This window comes from Variovorax sp. Varisp41 (assembly GCF_047325085.1).
Lineage (GTDB): Bacteria > Pseudomonadota > Gammaproteobacteria > Burkholderiales > Burkholderiaceae_C > Variovorax.
Genome location: NZ_CP168540.1, coordinates 361,283 through 379,730 on the forward strand (window position 1 = coordinate 361,283; position 18,448 = coordinate 379,730).

Annotated in this window: 17 protein-coding genes; 9 read left to right on the forward strand and 8 right to left on the reverse strand. The window is 71.7% G+C overall.

Translation table 11 applies throughout. From position 1 onward, the window contains the following. Positions 1 to 32: 32 nt before the first annotated feature. On the forward strand, positions 33 to 1,412 hold the full coding sequence (locus tag ACEN9J_RS01545; protein ID WP_413763099.1) for a CoA transferase: 1,380 nt from the start codon (positions 33 to 35) through the stop codon (positions 1,410 to 1,412). Here ACEN9J_RS01545 and ACEN9J_RS01550 read toward each other — a convergent pair. From ACEN9J_RS01550 to ACEN9J_RS01570, 5 genes are read right to left on the reverse strand one after another with little or no spacing between them, the layout of a single operon-like run. Next, positions 1,409 to 2,575, reverse strand: a complete 1,167-nt coding sequence (locus tag ACEN9J_RS01550; RefSeq protein WP_413763100.1) for a pyridoxal phosphate-dependent aminotransferase — start codon at positions 2,573 to 2,575, stop codon at positions 1,409 to 1,411. The two genes, ACEN9J_RS01545 and ACEN9J_RS01550, sit on opposite strands and share 4 nt — an antisense overlap. Before the next feature lie 55 nt (positions 2,576 to 2,630). Next, the gene (locus ACEN9J_RS01555; RefSeq protein ID WP_413763101.1) at positions 2,631 to 3,812 is read right to left on the reverse strand and encodes an enolase C-terminal domain-like protein; all 1,182 of its coding nucleotides are present in this window, start codon (positions 3,810 to 3,812) and stop codon (positions 2,631 to 2,633) included. 13 nt (positions 3,813 to 3,825) lie between these two features. Beyond that, positions 3,826 to 4,809, reverse strand: coding sequence for a Bug family tripartite tricarboxylate transporter substrate binding protein (locus tag ACEN9J_RS01560; protein WP_413763102.1), 984 nt, complete (start codon positions 4,807 to 4,809; stop codon positions 3,826 to 3,828). A gap of 33 nt (positions 4,810 to 4,842) precedes the next feature. After that, positions 4,843 to 6,099 (reverse strand): aminotransferase class V-fold PLP-dependent enzyme, encoded by a 1,257-nt coding sequence (locus tag ACEN9J_RS01565; protein ID WP_413763103.1) that lies wholly within the window; start codon positions 6,097 to 6,099, stop codon positions 4,843 to 4,845. Beyond that, entirely contained in the window at positions 6,080 to 7,027 is a 948-nt protein-coding gene (locus tag ACEN9J_RS01570; RefSeq protein WP_261206782.1) for a dihydrodipicolinate synthase family protein, read from the reverse strand. The genes ACEN9J_RS01565 and ACEN9J_RS01570 overlap by 20 nt, the downstream gene beginning before the upstream one ends. Before the next feature lie 176 nt (positions 7,028 to 7,203). On the opposite strand from ACEN9J_RS01570, the gene ACEN9J_RS01575 reads away from it, so the two are divergent. Then, a complete protein-coding gene (locus ACEN9J_RS01575) occupies positions 7,204 to 8,172 on the forward strand; it encodes a LysR substrate-binding domain-containing protein (protein WP_413763104.1) in 969 nt (322 codons plus the stop codon). On the opposite strand, the gene ACEN9J_RS01580 is transcribed toward ACEN9J_RS01575, so the two are convergent. Continuing rightward, positions 8,169 to 9,068, reverse strand: coding sequence for a LysR family transcriptional regulator (locus ACEN9J_RS01580; RefSeq protein WP_057595057.1), 900 nt, complete (start codon positions 9,066 to 9,068; stop codon positions 8,169 to 8,171). The genes ACEN9J_RS01575 and ACEN9J_RS01580 overlap by 4 nt on opposite strands. Before the next feature lie 253 nt (positions 9,069 to 9,321). Here ACEN9J_RS01580 and ACEN9J_RS01585 point away from each other — a divergent pair, with 253 nt between their 5' ends. From ACEN9J_RS01585 to mmsB, 5 genes are read left to right on the forward strand one after another with little or no spacing between them, the layout of a single operon-like run. Further along, positions 9,322 to 10,845 (forward strand): CoA-acylating methylmalonate-semialdehyde dehydrogenase, encoded by a 1,524-nt coding sequence (locus ACEN9J_RS01585; RefSeq protein ID WP_261206788.1) that lies wholly within the window; start codon positions 9,322 to 9,324, stop codon positions 10,843 to 10,845. Positions 10,846 to 10,877: 32 nt separating this feature from the next. Beyond that, positions 10,878 to 11,246: a lysozyme inhibitor LprI family protein gene (locus tag ACEN9J_RS01590; RefSeq protein WP_413763105.1), complete on the forward strand. Its 369-nt coding sequence runs from the start codon at positions 10,878 to 10,880 to the stop codon at positions 11,244 to 11,246. After that, the gene (locus tag ACEN9J_RS01595) at positions 11,243 to 12,397 is read left to right on the forward strand and encodes an acyl-CoA dehydrogenase family protein (RefSeq protein ID WP_057595060.1); all 1,155 of its coding nucleotides are present in this window, start codon (positions 11,243 to 11,245) and stop codon (positions 12,395 to 12,397) included. Before ACEN9J_RS01590 ends, ACEN9J_RS01595 begins: the two co-directional genes overlap by 4 nt. 28 nt (positions 12,398 to 12,425) lie before the next feature. Further along, positions 12,426 to 13,541, forward strand: a complete 1,116-nt coding sequence (locus tag ACEN9J_RS01600; RefSeq protein WP_413763106.1) for an enoyl-CoA hydratase/isomerase family protein — start codon at positions 12,426 to 12,428, stop codon at positions 13,539 to 13,541. Positions 13,542 to 13,568: 27 nt separating this feature from the next. Then, entirely contained in the window at positions 13,569 to 14,462 is an 894-nt protein-coding gene (gene mmsB / locus ACEN9J_RS01605) for a 3-hydroxyisobutyrate dehydrogenase (RefSeq protein ID WP_203201580.1), read from the forward strand. A gap of 30 nt (positions 14,463 to 14,492) precedes the next feature. Here mmsB and ACEN9J_RS01610 read toward each other — a convergent pair whose 3' ends face one another. Then, positions 14,493 to 14,663: a hypothetical protein gene (locus tag ACEN9J_RS01610; protein WP_172705438.1), complete on the reverse strand. Its 171-nt coding sequence runs from the start codon at positions 14,661 to 14,663 to the stop codon at positions 14,493 to 14,495. A 151-nt stretch (positions 14,664 to 14,814) separates the two neighbouring features. On the opposite strand from ACEN9J_RS01610, the gene ACEN9J_RS01615 reads away from it, so the two are divergent. After that, positions 14,815 to 16,137, forward strand: coding sequence for a lytic murein transglycosylase (locus tag ACEN9J_RS01615; protein WP_413763107.1), 1,323 nt, complete (start codon positions 14,815 to 14,817; stop codon positions 16,135 to 16,137). 3 nt (positions 16,138 to 16,140) lie between these two features. Here ACEN9J_RS01615 and ACEN9J_RS01620 read toward each other — a convergent pair whose 3' ends face one another. Then, entirely contained in the window at positions 16,141 to 17,223 is a 1,083-nt protein-coding gene (locus ACEN9J_RS01620; RefSeq protein WP_261206801.1) for a S1C family serine protease, read from the reverse strand. A gap of 173 nt (positions 17,224 to 17,396) precedes the next feature. Here ACEN9J_RS01620 and ACEN9J_RS01625 point away from each other — a divergent pair, with 173 nt between their 5' ends. After that, positions 17,397 to 18,257 (forward strand): hypothetical protein, encoded by an 861-nt coding sequence (locus tag ACEN9J_RS01625; protein ID WP_261206803.1) that lies wholly within the window; start codon positions 17,397 to 17,399, stop codon positions 18,255 to 18,257. The last annotated feature ends 191 nt before the right edge of the window (positions 18,258 to 18,448 follow it).

Genomic DNA, 18,448 nt, shown 5'->3' on the forward strand with positions numbered 1-18,448 from the left:
GGCCCTGCCTTTTTCATTGGAGCGAACGAAAGATGAGCGCGAGCAACATCCTCCACGACCTGTGGCAACAGGCTGGCCTGCCAGCCGATGCATTGCCGCTGGCAAGGCTCACGGGCGCCGACCCGGTGCTGCCATCGTCCTTCGCGGTCGGCGCGGCGGCGCAGGGCAGCATTGCCGCGGCCGCGCTGGCGGCCTGCGAACTCGGCCATGCGCGCGGCGTGCCGCGCCAGGCGGTCGCGGTCGACATGCGCCATGCCGCGCTCGAATGCACCGGCTGGTTCAGCCTCGACGGCCGCGTGCCCGAACTCTGGGACGCGTTCTCGGGCCTCTACCGAACATCCGACGGCTGGGTGCGCATCCATGCCAACTTCGCGCACCACCGCGAAGGCGCGCTGCGCCTGCTGGGCCTTGATCCGGCCACGGCCGTGCGCGCCGATGCCGAGGCCGCGCTGGCCGGCTGGCGCGCGCTCGACTTCGAGGAGGCCGCCGCCGCGCGCGGGCTGGTGGCGACCGCGCTGCGCCGCTTCGACGAATGGGATGCCACGCCGCAGGGCCGCGTGATCGCCGCGCAGCCGCTGTTCACCATCGAGCGCATCGGCGACGCGGCACCGCTTGCATTGCCGCCGCTGCGCACGGATCAGCGGCCGCTCGCGGGCCTGCGCGTGCTCGACCTCACGCGCATCCTGGCCGGCCCGGTCGGCGGGCGCGCGCTCGCGGCCTACGGGGCCGATGTGCTGCTCGTCAACTCGCCACGGCTGCCCAACATCGAGGCCATCGCCGACACGAGTCGCGGCAAGCTCTCGACGCACGTGGACCTGCGCACCGACGCAGGACAGGCGGCGCTGCGCCGGCTGGCCGGGGATGCGCATGTGTTCGTACAGGGCTACCGGCCTGGCGGCCTCGAGGCGCTGGGCTTCGGGCCGGCGCAGCTCGCGGCGCTGCGGCCGGGCATCGTCTGCGTCTCGCTCACGGCCTATGGCACGCAGGGCCCGTGGGCCGGCCGTCGCGGCTTCGATTCGCTGGTGCAGACCGCCATGGGCTTCAACCAGGCCGAGGGCGAGGCGGCCGGCGACGGCAAGCCCAGGCCGCTGCTGATGCAGATCCTCGACGAGGCCACGGGCTACCTGATCGCCTTCGGCGCGGCCGCCGCGCTGCATCGCCAGCAGCGCGAGGGCGGCAGCTGGCTGGTGCGGGTGTCGCTCGCGCAGACCGGCCACTGGCTGCGCGGACTCGGCCGCGTGCCCGGCGGGCTCGCCACGCCCAGGCCCGACATCGCGCCCTATGTGGAAACGGAGCCTTCGGGCTTCGGCGAGCTTGCAGGCCTGCGGCACAGCGCGCTGCTCGCGCGCACGCCGGCTGCCTGGCCGCGGCCCTCGATGCCGCCGGGCAGCCATCCGGCGCAGTGGCCTTAGGCCCCGAGCGCCGCGCGCACCTTGTCGCCGAGGCCGCGCAACCGCTCCACCGGCTCGTTCGAGAACACGAAGCGCAGGTACTGCGCGCCATGGGTCTCGCCCCAGCCCTGCATGGCGGTGGCGCACACGCGCGCCTTCAGCAGCCGCTCGGACAGCGCCTGGCCGTCGATGCCGAAATCGCTGGCGCGCAGCAGCATCGACCAGCCGCCGGCCGGCACGCCCACGGGCAGGCCGCGCAGTTCGTCGAGCAGCGTGTCGCGCCGCCGCTCGAGCTCGGCCACGTAGGGCGCCAGCGTGCGCGGCGATTGCGCGAGCGCGGTGGCGACCGCGTCCTGCGCGATGCCCACCGGCACCACCACGTTGGCGAGCGACACCGCCACCAGGTCGGGCATGTAGCTCTCGGGCGCCACGGTCCAGCCCACGCGCCAGCCGATCATGCGCAGTTCCTTGGCCGACGAGCCCACGGTGATGGTGCGCTCGGCCATGCCGGGCAGCCCGGCTGGATGGATGAGCGCGCGGCCGTCGAACAGCAGCCGCTCCATCGCGGCATCGAGGATCAGCGTCAGGTCGTGCTGCACGCACAGCGCGGCGATCGCGCGCCAGTCGTCGGCGTCGAAGAAGCCGCCCGAGGGCATCGAGGGCGACATCAGCAGCATCGTGCGCACGCGCGGGCCCACGGCGGCGCGCAGCGCCTCGCGGTCGAGCTTCCATTCGCCGCCGGGCGTGAAGCGAAACGGCACGTACTTCGGCGTGCCGCCCGCGAGCCGGATGCGGTTGAGCAGGCCGGCATAGGTCGGGTCGGTCACCAGCACCTCGTCGCCGACCTCCACCGTGGCCAGCAGGGCATTGAGGATGCCCGAGAGCCCGCCGGCCGAGATCACGCAATGGCGCGCCTCGTAGGCCACGCCCGAGAGCTCGGACACATGGCGCGCCGCGACCTCGCGCAGCCGCGCCTGGCCGACGAAGGGCAGGTAGCTGTTGTCCGCGTCCTCGGTGGCGGCGCGCACGGTGCGCGCCACGGCCTCGGCATCGGGCGGGATGTCGACGTCGAGGTTCTCGAGCCGCAGGAAGGGCGGGCCCTCGGCGTCGTCGGCGATGGCGCCCATGCGGTCGACGCCGATGCCGGCGATGTGGGTCAGGCGGGCGGGGCGGTGGCGTGGCATGCGGGCGTCTCCTGGCAGGCGTTGTCCGCGCATTCTGCGGCCGGCGCGCGCGCGTTCACACCCCCAGGCTGGCCGCGAGTTCGCGGAAGATGCGGTAGAGCGCGGGCTGCTCCTCGAAGCCGATGCCCGGCGCCTCGGGCAGGGTGGCGCGCCCGTTCTCGATGCGGACCTCGCGGCTGAAGCCGCCGAAGGGGCCGAACAGCCCGGGATAGGACTCCGCACTGCCGAGCCCCAGCCCCGCGGTCGCATGCAGCGACATCAGGTTGCCGCCGTGCGGCACGATGTTCTCGCGCGCCACGCCGTGCGCCCGTGCCAGCGTCACGATGCGCTGCAGCTCGAGCAGGCCGTAGGCCAGCGGCGGATCGGGCTGCAGCACGACGCGGCCTTCGAAGCCGCCGTAGCGCAGGAAGTTGGCGACCTCCTCGCGCGAGAACAGGTTCTCGCCGCCCGCGACGGTGCCCGCATAGGCCTCGCTGACCGCGCGGTAGGTCTCGAAGTCGGCCGGGTCGCAGGGCTCCTCGAGCCAGCGCAGGCCGTAGGGCGCGATGGCGCGCGCGAAGGCCAGCGCCTCGTCGCGCCCGAAGGCGCAGCTCGCGTCGAGCGCCAGCCGCGCGCCCGAGCCCACCAGCGCCAGCACCGACTCGATGCGCCGCAGCTCGGCGGCCAGCGGCAGGCCGCCGGCCTTGATCTTGAGCTCGGTGTAGCCGGCATCGAGATGGCCGCGCACCTCGTCGCCGAGCCGGGCCAGGTCGTCGTGGTCGCGGTAGAAGCCGCCGCCCACGTAGCAGCGCACCGAGCGCGCGGGTTCGATGCCGGGCTCGCCCATGCGCTCGGCCAGCACCCGGTACAGCGGCAGGCCGCGCATCTTGCCGACGATGTCCCAGAGCGCGAGTTCCAGCGTGCCGACCGCCATCGAGCGCTCGGCATGGGCGCCGGCCTTCTCGCGCCGCAGCATCAGGTCGAGCGCGCGTTGCGGGTCGACGATGCCGCTGGCGGGGTCGTTGAGTTCCGCGGGCGTGGCACGCAGCAGGCGCGGTATGAAGCGCTCGCGCAGCGGTCCGCCGCAGCCGTAGCGGCCGAAGGAGTTGAAGGCATGGCCGACGACGCGGCGGCCGTCGCGGAACTGGTCGGTGACGACGGCCACCACGCTGGCGGTGATCTCGCTGAAATCGATGCGCGCGTTGCGCAGCGAGGAGGCGATGGGAACGGTGCGTTCCGCGATGCTGACGATCTTCATGGGCGGTGCGGCATCAATCGATCACCGCGCCGGTGCTCTTCACGATCGGCCCCCACTTGTCGTGCTCGGCCTGGATGAAGGCGCCGAAGCGCTCGGGCGTGCCGTGCACGGGCGCGCTGCCGAGCCGCGCGATCTGCTCGCGCACGGCGGGCGTGTCGAGCGCCTGGCGCGCGGCCTCGTTGAGCCGCTCGACGATGGCGCGCGGCGTGCCCGCGGGCGCCATCAGGCCGTACCAGGCGAGCGCCTCGTAGCCGGGCACGCCGGCCTCTTCCAGCGTCGGCACCTCGGGCAGCAGCGGCGAGCGCTGGCGGCCGGTGACGGCCAGCGCGCGCAGCCGCCCGGTCGCGAGGTTGGGCATGGCCGAGACCATGCTGTCGATCGCGAAGTCGATCTGCCCGCCCATCAGGTCGGTGGCCATCGGCGCCTGGCCCTTGTAGGGCACGTGCGTGAGCGTCACGCCGGTCATCGAACCGAGCAGCACCGCCGACAGGTGCTGCGGCGTGCCGTTGCCGGACGAGCCGAAGCTGTACTTGCCGGGATTGGCCTTGAGGAGCCGCAGGAACTCCGCCGCGCTGCGCGCCGGGTGCGCGTCGTTGACCTCGAGCACCAGCGGCACCGCGGCGAGCTGCACCACCGGCACCAGGTCCTTCAGCGGGCGATAGGGCAGCTTCGGATAGAGCCAGGGGCTGATCGCCAGCGGCCCGCTCGAGGACAGCAGCAGCGTGTAGCCATCGGGCTTGGCCTTGGCCACGACGTCGGTGCCGATGTTGCCGCCGGCGCCGACCCGGGCCTCGATCACCAGCGGCTGCCCGAGCGCGGCCTGCAGGCGCGGCGCGAGCAGGCGCGCGAGAGCGTCCGAGGGACCGCCGACCGGGTACTGGATGACGACGGTGATGGGCTTCGAGGGATAGGCCTGCGCGGCGGCCGGCGGGCTCGCTGCGACGGCTGCGAACAGCGCGAGCGCGGTGGCCAGGCGGGCGAGGGGATGGGTCTTCATGCGTGTCTCCTTGTTCTTCGTCGATGGAACGCGTCAGCGATGGACGCGGGAATTCGTGGTCTCGATCGCCTGCACGAGGCGCGCGATCTCGTCGTCGTCCGTGAGGTAGTGCGGCGTGAACCGCAGCACGCCCGGCAGGCCCGCGGCCTCGAGCGCCCAGCGCGCGTGCTGCGGGCCGATGAAGGAGGCGTGGACGCCCGCGTCGGCGAGGCGGCGGACGAAGGCCGCGCCATCGCCGAAGGCCTCGGGCAGGCGGTAGGTCAGCAGCGCGCTGCGATCGGGCTGGCCGGCCTCGAGCGGCTGCCAGCCGAAGCGTTCCTGCAGCGCATGCACGAGGCGCTGGCGAATCAGCGCGTTCTGTCGCGCGATGCGCGCCGGGTCGACCGCGAGCGCGTAGTCGCAGGCCGCGCCCAGTGCCAGCCGCAGGCCCGGATGGAACTCGTGGCGCTCGAAGCGCCGCGCATCGGACCAGGGCTGCAGGCGCTCGGCCTCCAGCCACTGCGCGCCGGCCACGTCGATAGCTTCGGGCGTGCCCAGCGCCTCGAGCGCGCGCTGCGACAGGCACAGCACGCCCGCGCCGCGCGGGCCGCGCAGCCATTTGCGCGCGGGGAACACCAGCACGTCGCAGCCGAGGGCCTGCATGTCGACCGGCCCCTGGCCCACCGCATGGCTGGCATCGAGGAACAGCAGGCCGCCATGCGCGTGCACGCAGCGCGCCACGCCGTCCATGGGCGTGGCCGCGCCCCAGGCGGTCGGCACGGCGGCGAGCGAGACCACGGGGCGGCGGCCGGCGGGTGCGTGGCGCAGCGCATGGTCCAGGCGCTGCGTCAGCGGCGTCGCGCCGGGCCGCGTGCCGATCACCGAGAAGCCGAGCCGCCGCTGTTGCGCCGCGTTCAGCAGGTGGAGCGCGTTGGCGCCGTATTCGTCGTGGGTCGTGATCACGTGAGGGGCATGGGCGGCGCTCATCGCGGCGGCCCAGGCCTGGCTCGCGGAGCCCAGCAGCGCGACCTGGTGCGGTTGCGCATTGACGAGCCGCGCCACGCTGGCGCGCACCGCATGCAGCGCGTCCGCATGCCGTTCGGCGGCGCGGTGCGTGCCCAGCGCGCGCTCGGCCTCGAGCCAGGCCTGCCATTGCGCGTAGACGGGCTCGGGCGGCAGGCTCGCCGAGCCATGCGCGAAATGCGCGAGGTGCGCGCCGGCGCCCCAGGCGGGCGTGTCGCGGCGCAGGCGCGCGAGCTCGGCCTCGGTGAAGGGCGCGGCCGCGACCGGCTCAGTGGCGATCGCCGGCATCGACGTCGAGTGCGGCGAGATCGAAAGCCTGGTCGCGCAGCGCCTGCCGCAGGGCCTCCTGCCGCTGCGCATCGAGCGCTTCGAGCGGCGGCCGAACGCGCGCCCATTGCGCATCGCCCGTGGCCATCGCGATGGCCGACTTCATGGCGGGAATCAGCGGATGGGCCGCGAACTTCGCGCGCACCGCGTTGAGCGCCGCCTGCCGCGCATCGGCATCCGCGTCCTGCCACGTCTCGAACAGGCGCACGATGGCGCGGGGATTGACGTTCGCGGTGGCCGAGATGCAGCCCGCGCCGCCGTGGCGCAGGGTGTCGAGCAGGAGGGTCTCGGTGCCCGCGAAGACGTCGAAGCCCGCGGGACCGAACTGCGCGATGGTGCGCGCGGTGTAGTCCCAGTCGCCGCCGGTGTCCTTCATGCCGGCGACCGTGCCGGGGTAGCGCTTGAGCAGGCGCTCGACCAGCGCGTGGGAGAAGCCCACCTGCGCCACCGGCGGGATGTGATAGAGGTACAGCCGCAGGCCGCTGTCGCCGACCCGCTCGATCACTTCGCTGAAGAAGGCGAACAGCCCGTCGTCGGTGACGCTCTTGTAATAGAAGGGCGGCAGCGCCAGCACGCCGGCGCAGCCGTGGTCGGCCGCGCAGCGCGTGAGCCGCACCGCGTCGGCCAGCGAGCAGCTGCCGGTGCCCGGCAGCATGCGCGCGGCGGGCACGCCCGCGGCCACGGCCTGCCGCAGCAGCTCGATGCGCTCGTCGACCGAGAGCGAGTTGCCCTCGGAGTTGGTGCCGAACATCGCGAGCCCGCAGTCCTGCGCCACCAGCCAGCGGCACAGCCGCAGGAAGCGCGCGGCGTCGGGCTTCAGCGCGGCGTCGAAGGGGGTGAGGACCGGGGCGAGCACGCCGCGAAGGCGTTGGGGGGTCGAGGGCGGCATCTGGATTCCAGCAAGGGTTCGGGGTGCCGGAATTCTTGGGGCGCGAGGCCTTCAGCGGGTTGCCGATCGGGCGCCGGGTTTTGCGAAAGCCGCAAAGGATCGGGATGCCGGAGTGTCCAGGATAACGCCGAGCGAAAGTAGACTCGGTTGGACGCCAGCTTTTGAGGAAATCGCAAATGATCGACCTGGTCAGCCTGAAGGATTTCCTGGTCCTGTGCCAGACGCGCAGCTTCAGCCGCGCCGCCGAGCGCTGCCATGTGTCGGTGTCGGGGCTGAGCCGGCGCATCCAGGGCCTCGAGCAGTGGATCGGTGCGCCGCTGTTAGACCGGCGCACCGCGGCGCTCGAGCTCACGCAGCCCGGCGAGCGGCTGCAGGCGATCTCCTCCGAGGTGGTCTATGCGCTGGAGGGGCTGCGCAAGTCGATCAAGGCCGATGGCGAGGACCGCCAGCTGCGCATCCGCTTCGCGGCGCCCCACATCATGTCGGCCGTGTTCTTCCCGGACTGGGTGCCGCGGCTGCACAACGACTTCCGGACCGCCAAGTTCAGCGTCAGCTCCGACAACCTGCCCGAGTGCTTCGAGATGCTGGCCGAGGGCTCGGCCGACTACGTGGTCGCGCTGTTCGACGAGGCCGGCGCGGTGGCCGCGCGCGCGGGCTCGGCCTGCGAGGCGGGCGACTGCCTGTCGCTGGAGCTGGGGCGCGAACGGCTGGTGCCGGTGAGCGCGCCGAATGCCGCGGGCGGGCCGCTGTTCGACCTGCGCGATCCCGGCGGTGCGCCCGTTTCCTTCCTCGGCTATGCCGAGGAATGCCACCTCGGCTGGTCGCTGGCGCCGCTGCTCGAGCGCCATGCCGAACTGCGGCTGCAGCGCCACCACGAGGCCAGCCTGACCGACGGACTGCGCTTCATGGCGCTGTCGCGGCTGGGCGTGGCCTGGCTGCCGCAGGCGCTGGTGCGCGAGGACCTCGATGCCGGGCGCCTCGTGCGGGCCGGCGGCACTTCGCTCGAGGTGCCGCTGCGCTTCATGCTGATGCGCCGGCGCGCGCCGCTGGCCGAGCAGGCCGAGCGGCTGTGGCGCCATCTGGGCGAGCTGGTGCGCGCCGACGCGCCCGCGCAGGGCGAGCCGGTCCTCGAGGGCGTGGCTTAGGCGCCCGCATCGGGCAGCAGCAGGTCGCGCTGCGCCTGCGCGGTCTGCTGCAAAAACTCCCAGGTCGCTTTCATGCGCGCGAGGTGCTTGGTCTCGGCCGGCATCGACATCCAGAAGGTGCGCGTGAAGTTCGCCTGGCCCGCGAGCACCGGCTGCAGGCTGCCGTCGCCCTCGGCCAGGAAGGCCGGCAGCACCGCGATGCCCGCGCCCGCGGCCACCGCGCGGTGCTGCGCCAGCACGCTGGTGCTGCGCAGCGCGAAGCTGTCGGGGCGGTGCAGCTCGTCGAGGTACTGCAGCTCCTTGCTGAACAGCAGGTCGTCGACATAGCTGATGAAGGTGTGGCCGCGCAGGTCCTCGCGCGTGGCGATCGGCCTGTGCGCCGCGAGGTAGGGCTTCGAGGCGTAGAGGCGCAGCGTGTAGTCGCTGAGCTTGGTGACCAGCACCGGCCCGCGCGCCGGCCGCTCGAGCGAGATCACGATGTCGGCCTCGCGCCGCGACAGGTGCACCAGCCGCGGCATCGCCAGCAGGTCGATGGTCAGCCGCGGATGCTGGCGCGCGAACAGCGCGAGCTGCGGCGCCAGCACCGCGGTGCCGAAGCCCTCGGTGGCGCCGATGCGCACCAGCCCCGAGAGCCCTTCCTGCGAGGCCGGCGCCGTGCTCTCGACCGCGAGGAAGGCGCTCTCCATCGCCTCCACCTGCGGCTGCAGCCGCCGGCCGGCCTCGGTGAGCCGGTGCCCGCCGGCCTCGCGCGCGAACAGCGGCGCGCCCACCTCCTTCTCGAGCGCCTGGATGCGGCGCGCCACCGTCGTGTGGTCGACCTCGAGCCGGCGCGCGGCGCTCATCAGCGTGCCGGAGCGCGCGAGTTCGAGGAAATAGCGGAGGTTGTCCCAGTCCATCAGTTCTTTCTGAATGCGGGAACCGGACGCAGAGGACGCGAAGGTTCCGCGAAGGACGCGAAAGAAATCAAAATAGTGAATTCGTTTGTTTTGCGCTCTTCGCGGAACCTTCGCGTCCTCTGCGTCCTTGTTCCTGTGTTCTGCGTTTTTGCAAAACCCCAGCGCAATTTTGTCTATTGTCATAGCAAAACTGCAAAGCTACGATGCCCGCTGTTCCGCCGCCTTCGGCACCGCATTCACAGGAGACAAGCACATGGACGCCAGCACCCAGCCCTCGACCCAGATCGCCACCGTCAAGCTCTTGATCGGCGGCAAGTTCGTCGAGTCGAAGACCACCGAATGGCGCGACATCGTCAACCCGGCCACGCAGCAGGTGCTGGCCCGCGTGCCCTTCGCCACGCAGGATGAACTCGACGCCGCCGTCGCTTCGGCCAAGGACGCCTTCAAGACCTGGCGCAAGACCCCGATCGGCGCGCGCGCGCGCATCTTCCTCAAGTACCAGCAACTGATCCGCGAGAACATGGCCGAGCTGGCCGCGATCCTCACGGCCGAGCAGGGCAAGACCCTGCCCGATGCCGAGGGCGACGTGTTCCGCGGCCTCGAGGTGGTCGAGCACGCCTCGAACATCGGCAACCTGCAACTCGGCGAGCTGGCCAACAACGTGGCCAACGGCGTCGACACCTACACGCTGCTGCAGCCGCTGGGCGTGTGCGCGGGCATCACGCCGTTCAACTTCCCGGCCATGATCCCGCTGTGGATGTTCCCGATGGCCATCGTCACCGGCAACACCTTCGTGCTCAAGCCCTCCGAGCAGGACCCGATGGTCACGATGCGCCTGTGCGAGCTCGCGCTCGAGGCCGGCATCCCGGCCGGCGTGCTCAACGTGGTGCACGGCGGCGAGGCGGTGGTCAACGGCATCTGCGACCACAAGGACATCAAGGCGATCAGCTTCGTCGGCTCGACCAAGGTCGGCACCCACGTCTACAACCGCGCCACCCTGGCCGGCAAGCGCGTGCAATGCATGATGGGCGCGAAGAACCACGCCATCGTGATGCCCGACGCCAACAAGGAACAGACGCTCAACGCGCTGGCCGGCGCGAGCTTCGGCGCCGCGGGCCAACGCTGCATGGCGGTGTCGGTGGCGGTGCTGGTGGGCGACGCGCGCAAGTGGGTGCCCGAGCTGATCGAGAAGGCCAGGACGCTGAAGATCGGTGCCGGCACCGAGAAGGGCGTGGACGTGGGCCCGCTGGTCTCGTGCGCGGCGCACGACCGCGTCAGCAGCCTGATCGAGCGCGGCCTGGCCGATGGCGCCGAGCTCGTGCTCGACGGCCGCAAGCCCAGCGTGCCCGGCTACGAGAAGGGCAACTTCGTCGGCCCGACGATCTTCACCGGCGTGAAGCCCGGCATGACCATCTATGACCAGGAGATCTTCGGACCGGTGCTGTGCGTGGCCGATGCCGAGACCATCGACGAGGCCATCGAGCTGATCAACAGCAACCCGAACGGCAACGGCACCGCGATCTTCACGCAGTCGGGCGCCGCGGCGCGCCGCTTCCAGGAAGACATCGACGTGGGCCAGGTCGGCATCAACGTGCCGATCCCGGTGCCGGTCCCGATGTTCTCGTTCACCGGTTCGCGCGCCTCCAAGCTCGGCGACCTGGGCCCGTACGGCAAGCAGGTCATCATGTTCTACACGCAGACCAAGACCGTGACGGCACGCTGGTTCGACGACAGCACCGTCTCGCACGGCGTCAACACCACCATCAGCCTCAAGTGAGGAAGCGCCTTCGCGTCGCGGCCTGGGGCGCGGTGGCGACGCTCGCGCTGCTCGCCGGCGGCGCGCGGGCGGCCGCCGACGCCGGCGCCGGCGCGGACGACTGCGATCCCAACGGGAACCAGCAGCAGATGAACGCCTGCGCGGCGCGCGATTTCCGTGCCGCCGACGCGGCGCTCAACATCCGCTATGGCGAGGTGATGAAGACGCTGTCGACGCAGATGCGCACCGCGCTGCGCAACGAGCAGCGCGCCTGGCTCAAGGGCCGCGACCCGGCCTGCAAGCGCGCGTCGAAGGCCAACGAGGGCGGCTCCATGTGGCCGCTGGTATTCAATTCATGCCTGGAGAAATCGACCCGGAAACGGACCGCCGAACTGGATCGCTGGAAGGGTCGCGAACAATGAACTTCGAACTGTCCGAAGAGCAGAACGCCTTTGCGCAGACCGCGCGCGATTTCGCGCAGGCCGAATTCGCGCCCCATGCGGCGCAGTGGGACGCCGAGGCCTTCTTTCCGAAGGAGGCCATCGCCAAGGCCGGCGAGCTGGGCTTCTGCGGCCTCTACGCGCCCGAGCGCATCGGCGGCCTCGGCCTGCCGCGGCTCGATGCGGCGCTGGTGTTCGAGGAGATGGCCGCGGTCGACCCCTCGACCACGGCCTTCATCACCATCCACAACATGGCGACCTGGATGCTCGGCACCTGGGCCACCGATGCGGTGGCGCAGCAGTGGGGCGAGGACCTCACGAGCGGGCGCAAGCTGGCCTCGTACTGCCTCACCGAGCCGGGCGCCGGCTCGGACGCGGGCTCGCTCAAGACGCGCGCCGAGCTGCAGGGCGCCGAGTACGTGATCAACGGCGGCAAGGCCTTCATCTCGGGCGCCGGTTCCACCGACGTGCTGGTGCTGATGGCGCGCACCGGCGGCGCGGGCGCCAGCGGCATCTCGGCCTTCGCGGTGCCGGCCGACGCGCCCGGCGTGAGCTACGGCAAGAAGGAACACAAGATGGGCTGGAACAGCCAGCCCACGCGCACCATCAATTTCGACAACGTGCGCATCCCCGCCGCAAACCTGCTGGGCAAGGAAGGCGAGGGCTTTCGCATCGCGATGAAGGGGCTCGATGGCGGGCGCATCAACATCGCGACCTGCTCGGTGGGCGCGGCGCAGGGCGCGCTCGACGCGGCGCGCCGCTACCTGCACGAGCGCCAGCAGTTCGGCAAGCCGATCGCGAGCTTCCAGGCGCTGCAGTTCAAGCTGGCCGACATGGCGACCGAGCTGGTGGCCGCGCGCCAGATGGTGCGGCTGGCAGCGAGCAAGCTCGACGCGGGCCATGCCGACGCCAGCACCTACTGCGCGATGGCCAAGCGCTTCGCGACCGATGCGGGCTTCAATGTCTGCAACGATGCGCTGCAATTGCACGGCGGCTACGGCTACCTCAGCGAGTTCCCGCTCGAGCGGCTGGTGCGCGACACCCGCGTGCACCAGATCCTCGAGGGCACCAACGAGATCATGCGCGTGATCGTTGCGCGAAAATTGCTGGAAGGGGACAGCGATATCCGCTGACGCCCCACATCCGGAACCCCTCAAGACAATGACCGACTCCGTAGTTCTCTTCGACGAAATCAAGACCGCCGGCGGCCAGCGCTTCGGCGTCGCCACGCTCAACGCACCCGCCTCGCTCAACGCGCTGTCGGTGGACATGGTGCGCCTGCTCACGCCCCAGCTGCGCGCATGGGCGAAGGACGACGGCATCGTCGGCGTGCTGCTGCAGGCCGCGGGCGAGAAGGCCTTCTGCGCGGGTGGCGACCTGCGCCAGCTCTACCAGACGCTGCTCGAATGCGGCCCCGAGCGCAACACCTACGCCGAGGACTTCTTCCGCGAGGAGTACGAGCTCGACCACCTGATCCACACCTTCCCGAAGCCCTTCCTCTGCTGGGGCCACGGCATCGTGATGGGCGGCGGCGTGGGCCTGATGTCGGGCTGCTCGCACCGCGTGGTGACGGCGCAGAGCCGCATCGCCATGCCCGAGATCAGCATTGGCCTGTACCCCGACGTGGGCGGCAGCTGGTTCCTGCGCCGCACGCCGGGCCGCACCGGCCTGTTCCTCGCGCTCACGGCCGCGAACCTCAATGCCGCCGACGCGATCTTCTGCGGCCTGGCCGACGTGCTGGTGCCGCAGGAGCACAAGGGCCAGGTGCTCGAGGCCATCGCCGCCGCGAGCTGGGCCGGCGAAGGCAAGGCCGACCGCGCCACGCTGTCGCGCATCCTGGCCAAGGCCGGCGAGGGCGCCGAACTGCCGGCCTCGAAGGTGCGCGAGCACTACGACACCATCAATGCGCTGATGGCCGGCGACGACCTGCTCGACATCGCGCAGCGCCTGCGCGGGCTGCAGAGCGACGACGCCTGGCTGCAGGGCGCCGCCAAGACCTTCACCAAGGGCGCGCCGAGCTCGGCCGCGTTGAGCTTCGAGCTCTGGCAGCGCGTGCACCGCATGTCGCTGGCCGAGGTGTTCCGCCTCGAGTACTGGGCCTCGCTGGGCTTCTGCGCGCACAAGGACTTCGCCGAGGGCATCCGCGCGGTGCTGATCGACAAGGACCGCAACCCCAAGTGGTCGCCCGCGAGCATCGAGGAGATCACCCAGGCTTTCATCGACGACCACCTGCGCCCGCGCGGCGAGATGCCGGCGGAGCTGGCGACGCTGAAATAAAGACACTCAATCCTTCGGAGACAACACATGAAGATCGCATTCATCGGCCTCGGCAACATGGGCGGCCCGATGGCCCTCAACCTGCTCAAGGCCGGCCACACGCTCAGCGCCTTCGACCTCTCGGCCGACGCCTGCCAGAAGTTCGCGGGCGAGGGCCTGCCGATCGCGAAGTCGGCGGCCGACAGCGTGGCCGATGCCGAGGTCGTGATCAGCATGCTGCCGGCCAGCGCGCACGTCGAGGGCCTGTTCCTCGGCGGCGCGGGCAAGCCCGGGCTGCTCGAGAGCATCCAGGCCGGCGCGCTCGTGATCGACAGCAGCACCATCGCCGCCGCCACCTCGCGCAAGGTGGCCGAGGCGGCCGCCGCCAAGGGCATCGCGATGATCGATGCGCCGGTGTCGGGCGGCACGGGCGGTGCGATCGCGGGCACGCTGACCTTCATGGTCGGCGGCGAGACGAAGGACCTCGAGCGCGCGCGGCCGGTGCTCGAGAAGATGGGGGCCAACATCTTCCATGCGGGCGCCGCGGGCGCGGGCCAGACCGCCAAGATCTGCAACAACATGCTGCTCGGCATCCTGATGATCGGCACCTCGGAGGCACTCGCGCTCGGCGTGGCCAACGGGCTCGATCCCAAGGTGTTGTCGGAGATCATGCGCCGCAGCTCGGGCGGCAACTGGGCGCTCGAGAAGTACAACCCGATGCCCGGCGTGATGGAGGCCGCGCCGGCCTCGAAGAACTACGCGGGCGGCTTCGGCACCGACCTGATGCTCAAGGACCTGGGCCTGGCGCAGGAGAACGCGACCGCCGTGCGCGCCTCGACGCCGCTGGGCGGCATCGCGCGCAACCTCTATGCGGCACACAGCCTCGCTGGGCATGGCGCACTCGATTTCTCGAGCGTGCTGAAGCTGTTCCAGAAGCCCTGAGCGGGCACGGCTCGATGACGGACAGCGGCCTCAGTGCCGCTGTTTGCGCTTGTGGGCAGTCTTCTCGGCTTTCTCGAAGGCTTCGTCGCTGGGCGCGCCCTCGCTGCCCGGCTTGCGCATGTGCTCGCCGCTGCCGTGCTTGATGCGCTCCTGCTTGGCGTGGATGTTGGCGTAGAGGCCCTTGGTCTTTCGGGTCGGCATCGCTGGCTCCTTGCTTCGGAACCACCAGCGTGGCCACCGCGCATCGGCCGCCCGGCGCGCGCAGGCCGCGTCGCGGCGTAGGACATCTCGCGCGGCACGTCGTTGCCGCAGCCGGGCGCGGGGCCTTTGCGCGCATCGTCAGAATGGGGGCATGCCTCATGCCACTTCACGTCTACCGCATCGCCTGTCGTACCGCGCATCGGCGAGCCTGCTGCTCGCCGCCTTCATCGCGGGCTGTGCCGCGCCGCCGCCCGCGCGCACGCAGACCCAGCCCGCACCCGCCGCGCCACGTGCCGCCGCGCCTGCGCCCGTTGCACCGGTCGCACCCGCTGCCGACGATGCCCGCATCCAGCAGGACTTCGAACGCTGGGTCGCGCAGTTCCGCACCCAGGCGCGCGCCGCCGGCATCGACGAGGCCACCTTGCACAGCGCCTTCGACGGCGCGAGCTACCTGCCGCAGGTGGTGGAGCGCGACCGCAGCCAGGCCGAGTTCGTGCGCGCGGTCTGGGACTACCTCGACACGGCCGTCTCGGCCCAGCGCGTGACGCGCGGCCAGGAGCGGCTGCAGGCGCTGCGGCCCCAGCTCGATGCGGTGGCCGCGCGCTACGGCGTGCCGGGCGAGATCGTGGTCGCGATCTGGGGCATGGAGAGCAACTACGGCGCCAACTACGGCGACATCTCGACCATCGACGCGCTCGCCACGCTGGGCTTCGAGGGCCGGCGCGCCGGCTGGGCGCGCGAGCAACTGATGGCGGCGCTGAAGATCCTGCAGCGCGGCGACATCCCGCGCGACCGCATGATCGGTTCCTGGGCCGGCGCGATGGGCCAGACGCAGTTCCTGCCGACCGTGTTCCTCGCGCATGCGGTCGATGCCGACGGCGACGGCCGGCGCGACATCTGGGACAGCATGGCCGACGTCACGGCCTCGACCGCGAACTTCCTCCAGCATTCGGGCTGGCAGGCCGGCCAGCCCTGGGGCGTGGAGGTGCGGCTGCCGCCGGGCTTCGACCTCGCGCGCGCCGACGGGCAGCAGCGCCAGTCCGCGAGCCAATGGGCGGCCGAAGGCGTGCGTGCGATGGACGACGCCACGCCGCTGCCCGCGCTGGCCGATGCCTCGATCCTGCTGCCGGCCGGCGCGCGCGGGCCGGCCTTCCTGGTCGGACCGAACTTCCGCACCATCCTGCGCTACAACAACGCAACCAGCTATGCGCTGGGCGTGGGCCTGCTGGCGCAGCGCCTCGCGGGCGGGCCCGGCGTGCGCGCCGACTGGCCGCGCGACCTGCAGCCGCTGTCGCGCGCCGAGACGATCGCGCTGCAGCAGGCGCTCAATGCGCGCGGCTTCGGCGCGGGCACGGCCGACGGGCTGCTCGGTCCGGCCACGCGCGATGCGATCCGGCGCTGGCAGCGCAGCGTGGGCGAGCCGGCCGACGGCTATCCGACCGTGCAGCTGCTGCAGCGCCTCGCCACGCCCTAGCGCTCATTCGTCAGAGGTCGCCAGCGTGGCCTTCTGGCGCCGCGTCGCGCCCGCGCGCCACAGCGTGAGCTCGACCGCGTCGCCGGGCTGCAGGCGCTCGAGCACGGTCAGCACGTCGTCGGCGCTGCTGACGGCCGCGCCGTCGATCGCGGTGATCACGTCGCCCGGCACGATGCCGCGCTCGCCGCGTGCGAAGGCGCGCAGGCCCGCGCGCGCGGCCGGGCTGTCGGGCTGCACGCGCAGGATCGCCACGCCGCGCGGCAGGTCGAGCGCGCTGTTGAGTTCCTTGGGCGCGTAGGTCAGGCCCAGCGCGGGCCGCACGAAGCGGCCGTCGCGGATCAGCCGCGGCACGATGCGGTTGACCTCGTCCACGGGGATCGAGAAGCCGATGCCCGCGCTCGCGCCCGAGGGGCTGAAGATGGCGGTGTTGACCCCGATCAGCCGGCCCGCCGAATCGAGCAGCGGGCCGCCCGAGTTGCCGGGGTTGATCGCGGCGTCGGTCTGGATCGCGCCGCGGATGGTGCGCCGGTTGACCGAATCGATCTCGCGGTTGAGCGCGCTCACGATGCCGGTGGTCAGCGTCTGGTCGAGCCCGAAGGGATTGCCGATGGCGTAGACCTTCTGGCCCACCTGCAGGTCGGCGCTGGTGCCCAGCGGCAGCGGCCGCAGCTTGGCCGCGGGCGCATCGATGCGCAGCACCGCGAGGTCGCGGTCGGGGAACACGCCCACCAGCTGCGCGCGGTGGCTGCTCTGGTCGGCCAGCGTCACGCGCGCGGCGGCCGCGTTCTGGATCACGTGGTAGTTGGTGACGACGTGGCCCTGCGTGTCCCAGACGAAGCCGGTGCCCGTGCCCTGCGGCACCTGCTGCACGTTGAGCGAGAACAGGCCGCGCTCCAGCCCGATCGAGGTGATGTTGACCACCGCGGGCGAGGCGGCCTTGAACACGGCGATGTTGTTCTGCTCGTCGGCCCCGAGCGCGCCGCGCGCGGCGATCGGGCGCGGCGCGGCCTCGGCGCGTGGCTGGGCATGGCCGGGGAGGGCGAGCAGTGTGGTCAGCAGGAGCGGGAGGAGGAAGAGGGTTCGCATGGCGCGGTGGGCATTGAACGGGAGCGGGGCGGACTTTAGCGGGCGGCGGTGACCGGCGATGGATTGCGATCCTCGCGGCGGCGTTCGGTTCTGCGCGCGGCGCGATTTTTCCGGCGCGCCCGGCTGGCGCTCGTCCGACGCGGCCCGACCGGGTGGGCGCCAATAATCGCGCCATGCTGTCGTTCCTTCGCTCCCGTTGCCTGGCCGCCCTGGCCCTCGGCCTCTCGCTCTCGCTGCTGCTGGCCGCCGCGCCCGCCGCGGCCCAGGACCGCGCGCAGGCGCTGCTGCAGTTCGAGGGCGTGCCGGCGCGCTACCAGGCCGCCTACGCACCCGGCGCCGTGGCGCGCGGCGCCAGGCAGCAGCTCGATCCGGCCGACGAGGCCATCGCGGGCGGCGCGCTCAAGGCGCTCGATGCCGCCTCGGCACATGCCTTCGACGCGCATGCCGCGCTGGCCGCGGTGCAGGCGGCCGTGGCGGCGGCCGGGCAGGGTGGCGCGGCGCCGTCGCCCGCGGTGCTGGGCGCGGTCGCGCACCTCGCGAAGGTCCGCGCCGACTATGGCGCGATGGACGACGCGGCGCGCGCCGACTTCATCAAGCGCCAGCAGGCCAACCCGCCCGGGCCGGCGCGCACCGGGCTGCTCGATCGCATGGCGGTGGCCGAGCTGCGCGAGGTCGACTTCTCGAGCGAGCTGCTGATGAGCGCCGTGGTCAAGCAACTGGCGCGCGGCAACGCGGCCCAGTTCACCTCGCTGCCCGAGGCCACGCTCGAGGGCGCCATCGACTCGCTGTGGTCGCGCGGCGTGACCTCGACGCGCCAGCGCAACCTGCTGACCGTCGCGCGCGAGCTCGAGCGGCAGCTCACGCTGGTCTGGCTGTCGGCGCTCGGCGACGAGGAGATCGCCGCGCTGGCCGCCTGGCGCGGCGATGCGCAGGCCGATGGCGAGCGCGAGGCGCTGGTCGGCAGCTACCGCGCCGAGGTCAAGGCCGGCGATACGCGCGCGATCCGCGCGGTGCTGCGCGCCTGGCCGCGCTAGGCGGAAGGTATTCGGCCCGCGGGCGGAAAGCCCGTCGATTCGGCATCGAATGTAGCTATTTGGGCGTCGTCGTAGGAAAGTTCCCTGCCATTGTTTCAATTTCGTGAACACCGTGATTCATTGGAGCAAGGGTTTTCCCTGGTTTGATGAGGCAAACTCCGTCTCACCCAAAAGAAGACCATCCAAAGGAA

Coding starts and splice junctions, on each gene's coding strand:
- ACEN9J_RS01565 (WP_413763103.1), bottom strand. CDS start 6,099: ATGCCGGCGATCGCCACTGAGCCGGTCGCGGCCGCGCCCTTCACCGAG.
- mmsB (WP_203201580.1), top strand. CDS start 13,569: ATGAAGATCGCATTCATCGGCCTCGGCAACATGGGCGGCCCGATGGCC.
- ACEN9J_RS01585 (WP_261206788.1), top strand. CDS start 9,322: ATGGACGCCAGCACCCAGCCCTCGACCCAGATCGCCACCGTCAAGCTC.
- ACEN9J_RS01570 (WP_261206782.1), bottom strand. CDS start 7,027: ATGCCGCCCTCGACCCCCCAACGCCTTCGCGGCGTGCTCGCCCCGGTC.
- ACEN9J_RS01625 (WP_261206803.1), top strand. CDS start 17,397: ATGCTGTCGTTCCTTCGCTCCCGTTGCCTGGCCGCCCTGGCCCTCGGC.
- ACEN9J_RS01545 (WP_413763099.1), top strand. CDS start 33: ATGAGCGCGAGCAACATCCTCCACGACCTGTGGCAACAGGCTGGCCTG.
- ACEN9J_RS01620 (WP_261206801.1), bottom strand. CDS start 17,223: ATGCGAACCCTCTTCCTCCTCCCGCTCCTGCTGACCACACTGCTCGCC.
- ACEN9J_RS01610 (WP_172705438.1), bottom strand. CDS start 14,663: ATGCCGACCCGAAAGACCAAGGGCCTCTACGCCAACATCCACGCCAAG.
- ACEN9J_RS01575 (WP_413763104.1), top strand. CDS start 7,204: ATGATCGACCTGGTCAGCCTGAAGGATTTCCTGGTCCTGTGCCAGACG.
- ACEN9J_RS01550 (WP_413763100.1), bottom strand. CDS start 2,575: ATGCCACGCCACCGCCCCGCCCGCCTGACCCACATCGCCGGCATCGGC.
- ACEN9J_RS01595 (WP_057595060.1), top strand. CDS start 11,243: ATGAACTTCGAACTGTCCGAAGAGCAGAACGCCTTTGCGCAGACCGCG.
- ACEN9J_RS01615 (WP_413763107.1), top strand. CDS start 14,815: ATGCCTCATGCCACTTCACGTCTACCGCATCGCCTGTCGTACCGCGCA.
- ACEN9J_RS01600 (WP_413763106.1), top strand. CDS start 12,426: ATGACCGACTCCGTAGTTCTCTTCGACGAAATCAAGACCGCCGGCGGC.
- ACEN9J_RS01560 (WP_413763102.1), bottom strand. CDS start 4,809: ATGAAGACCCATCCCCTCGCCCGCCTGGCCACCGCGCTCGCGCTGTTC.
- ACEN9J_RS01555 (WP_413763101.1), bottom strand. CDS start 3,812: ATGAAGATCGTCAGCATCGCGGAACGCACCGTTCCCATCGCCTCCTCG.
- ACEN9J_RS01580 (WP_057595057.1), bottom strand. CDS start 9,068: ATGGACTGGGACAACCTCCGCTATTTCCTCGAACTCGCGCGCTCCGGC.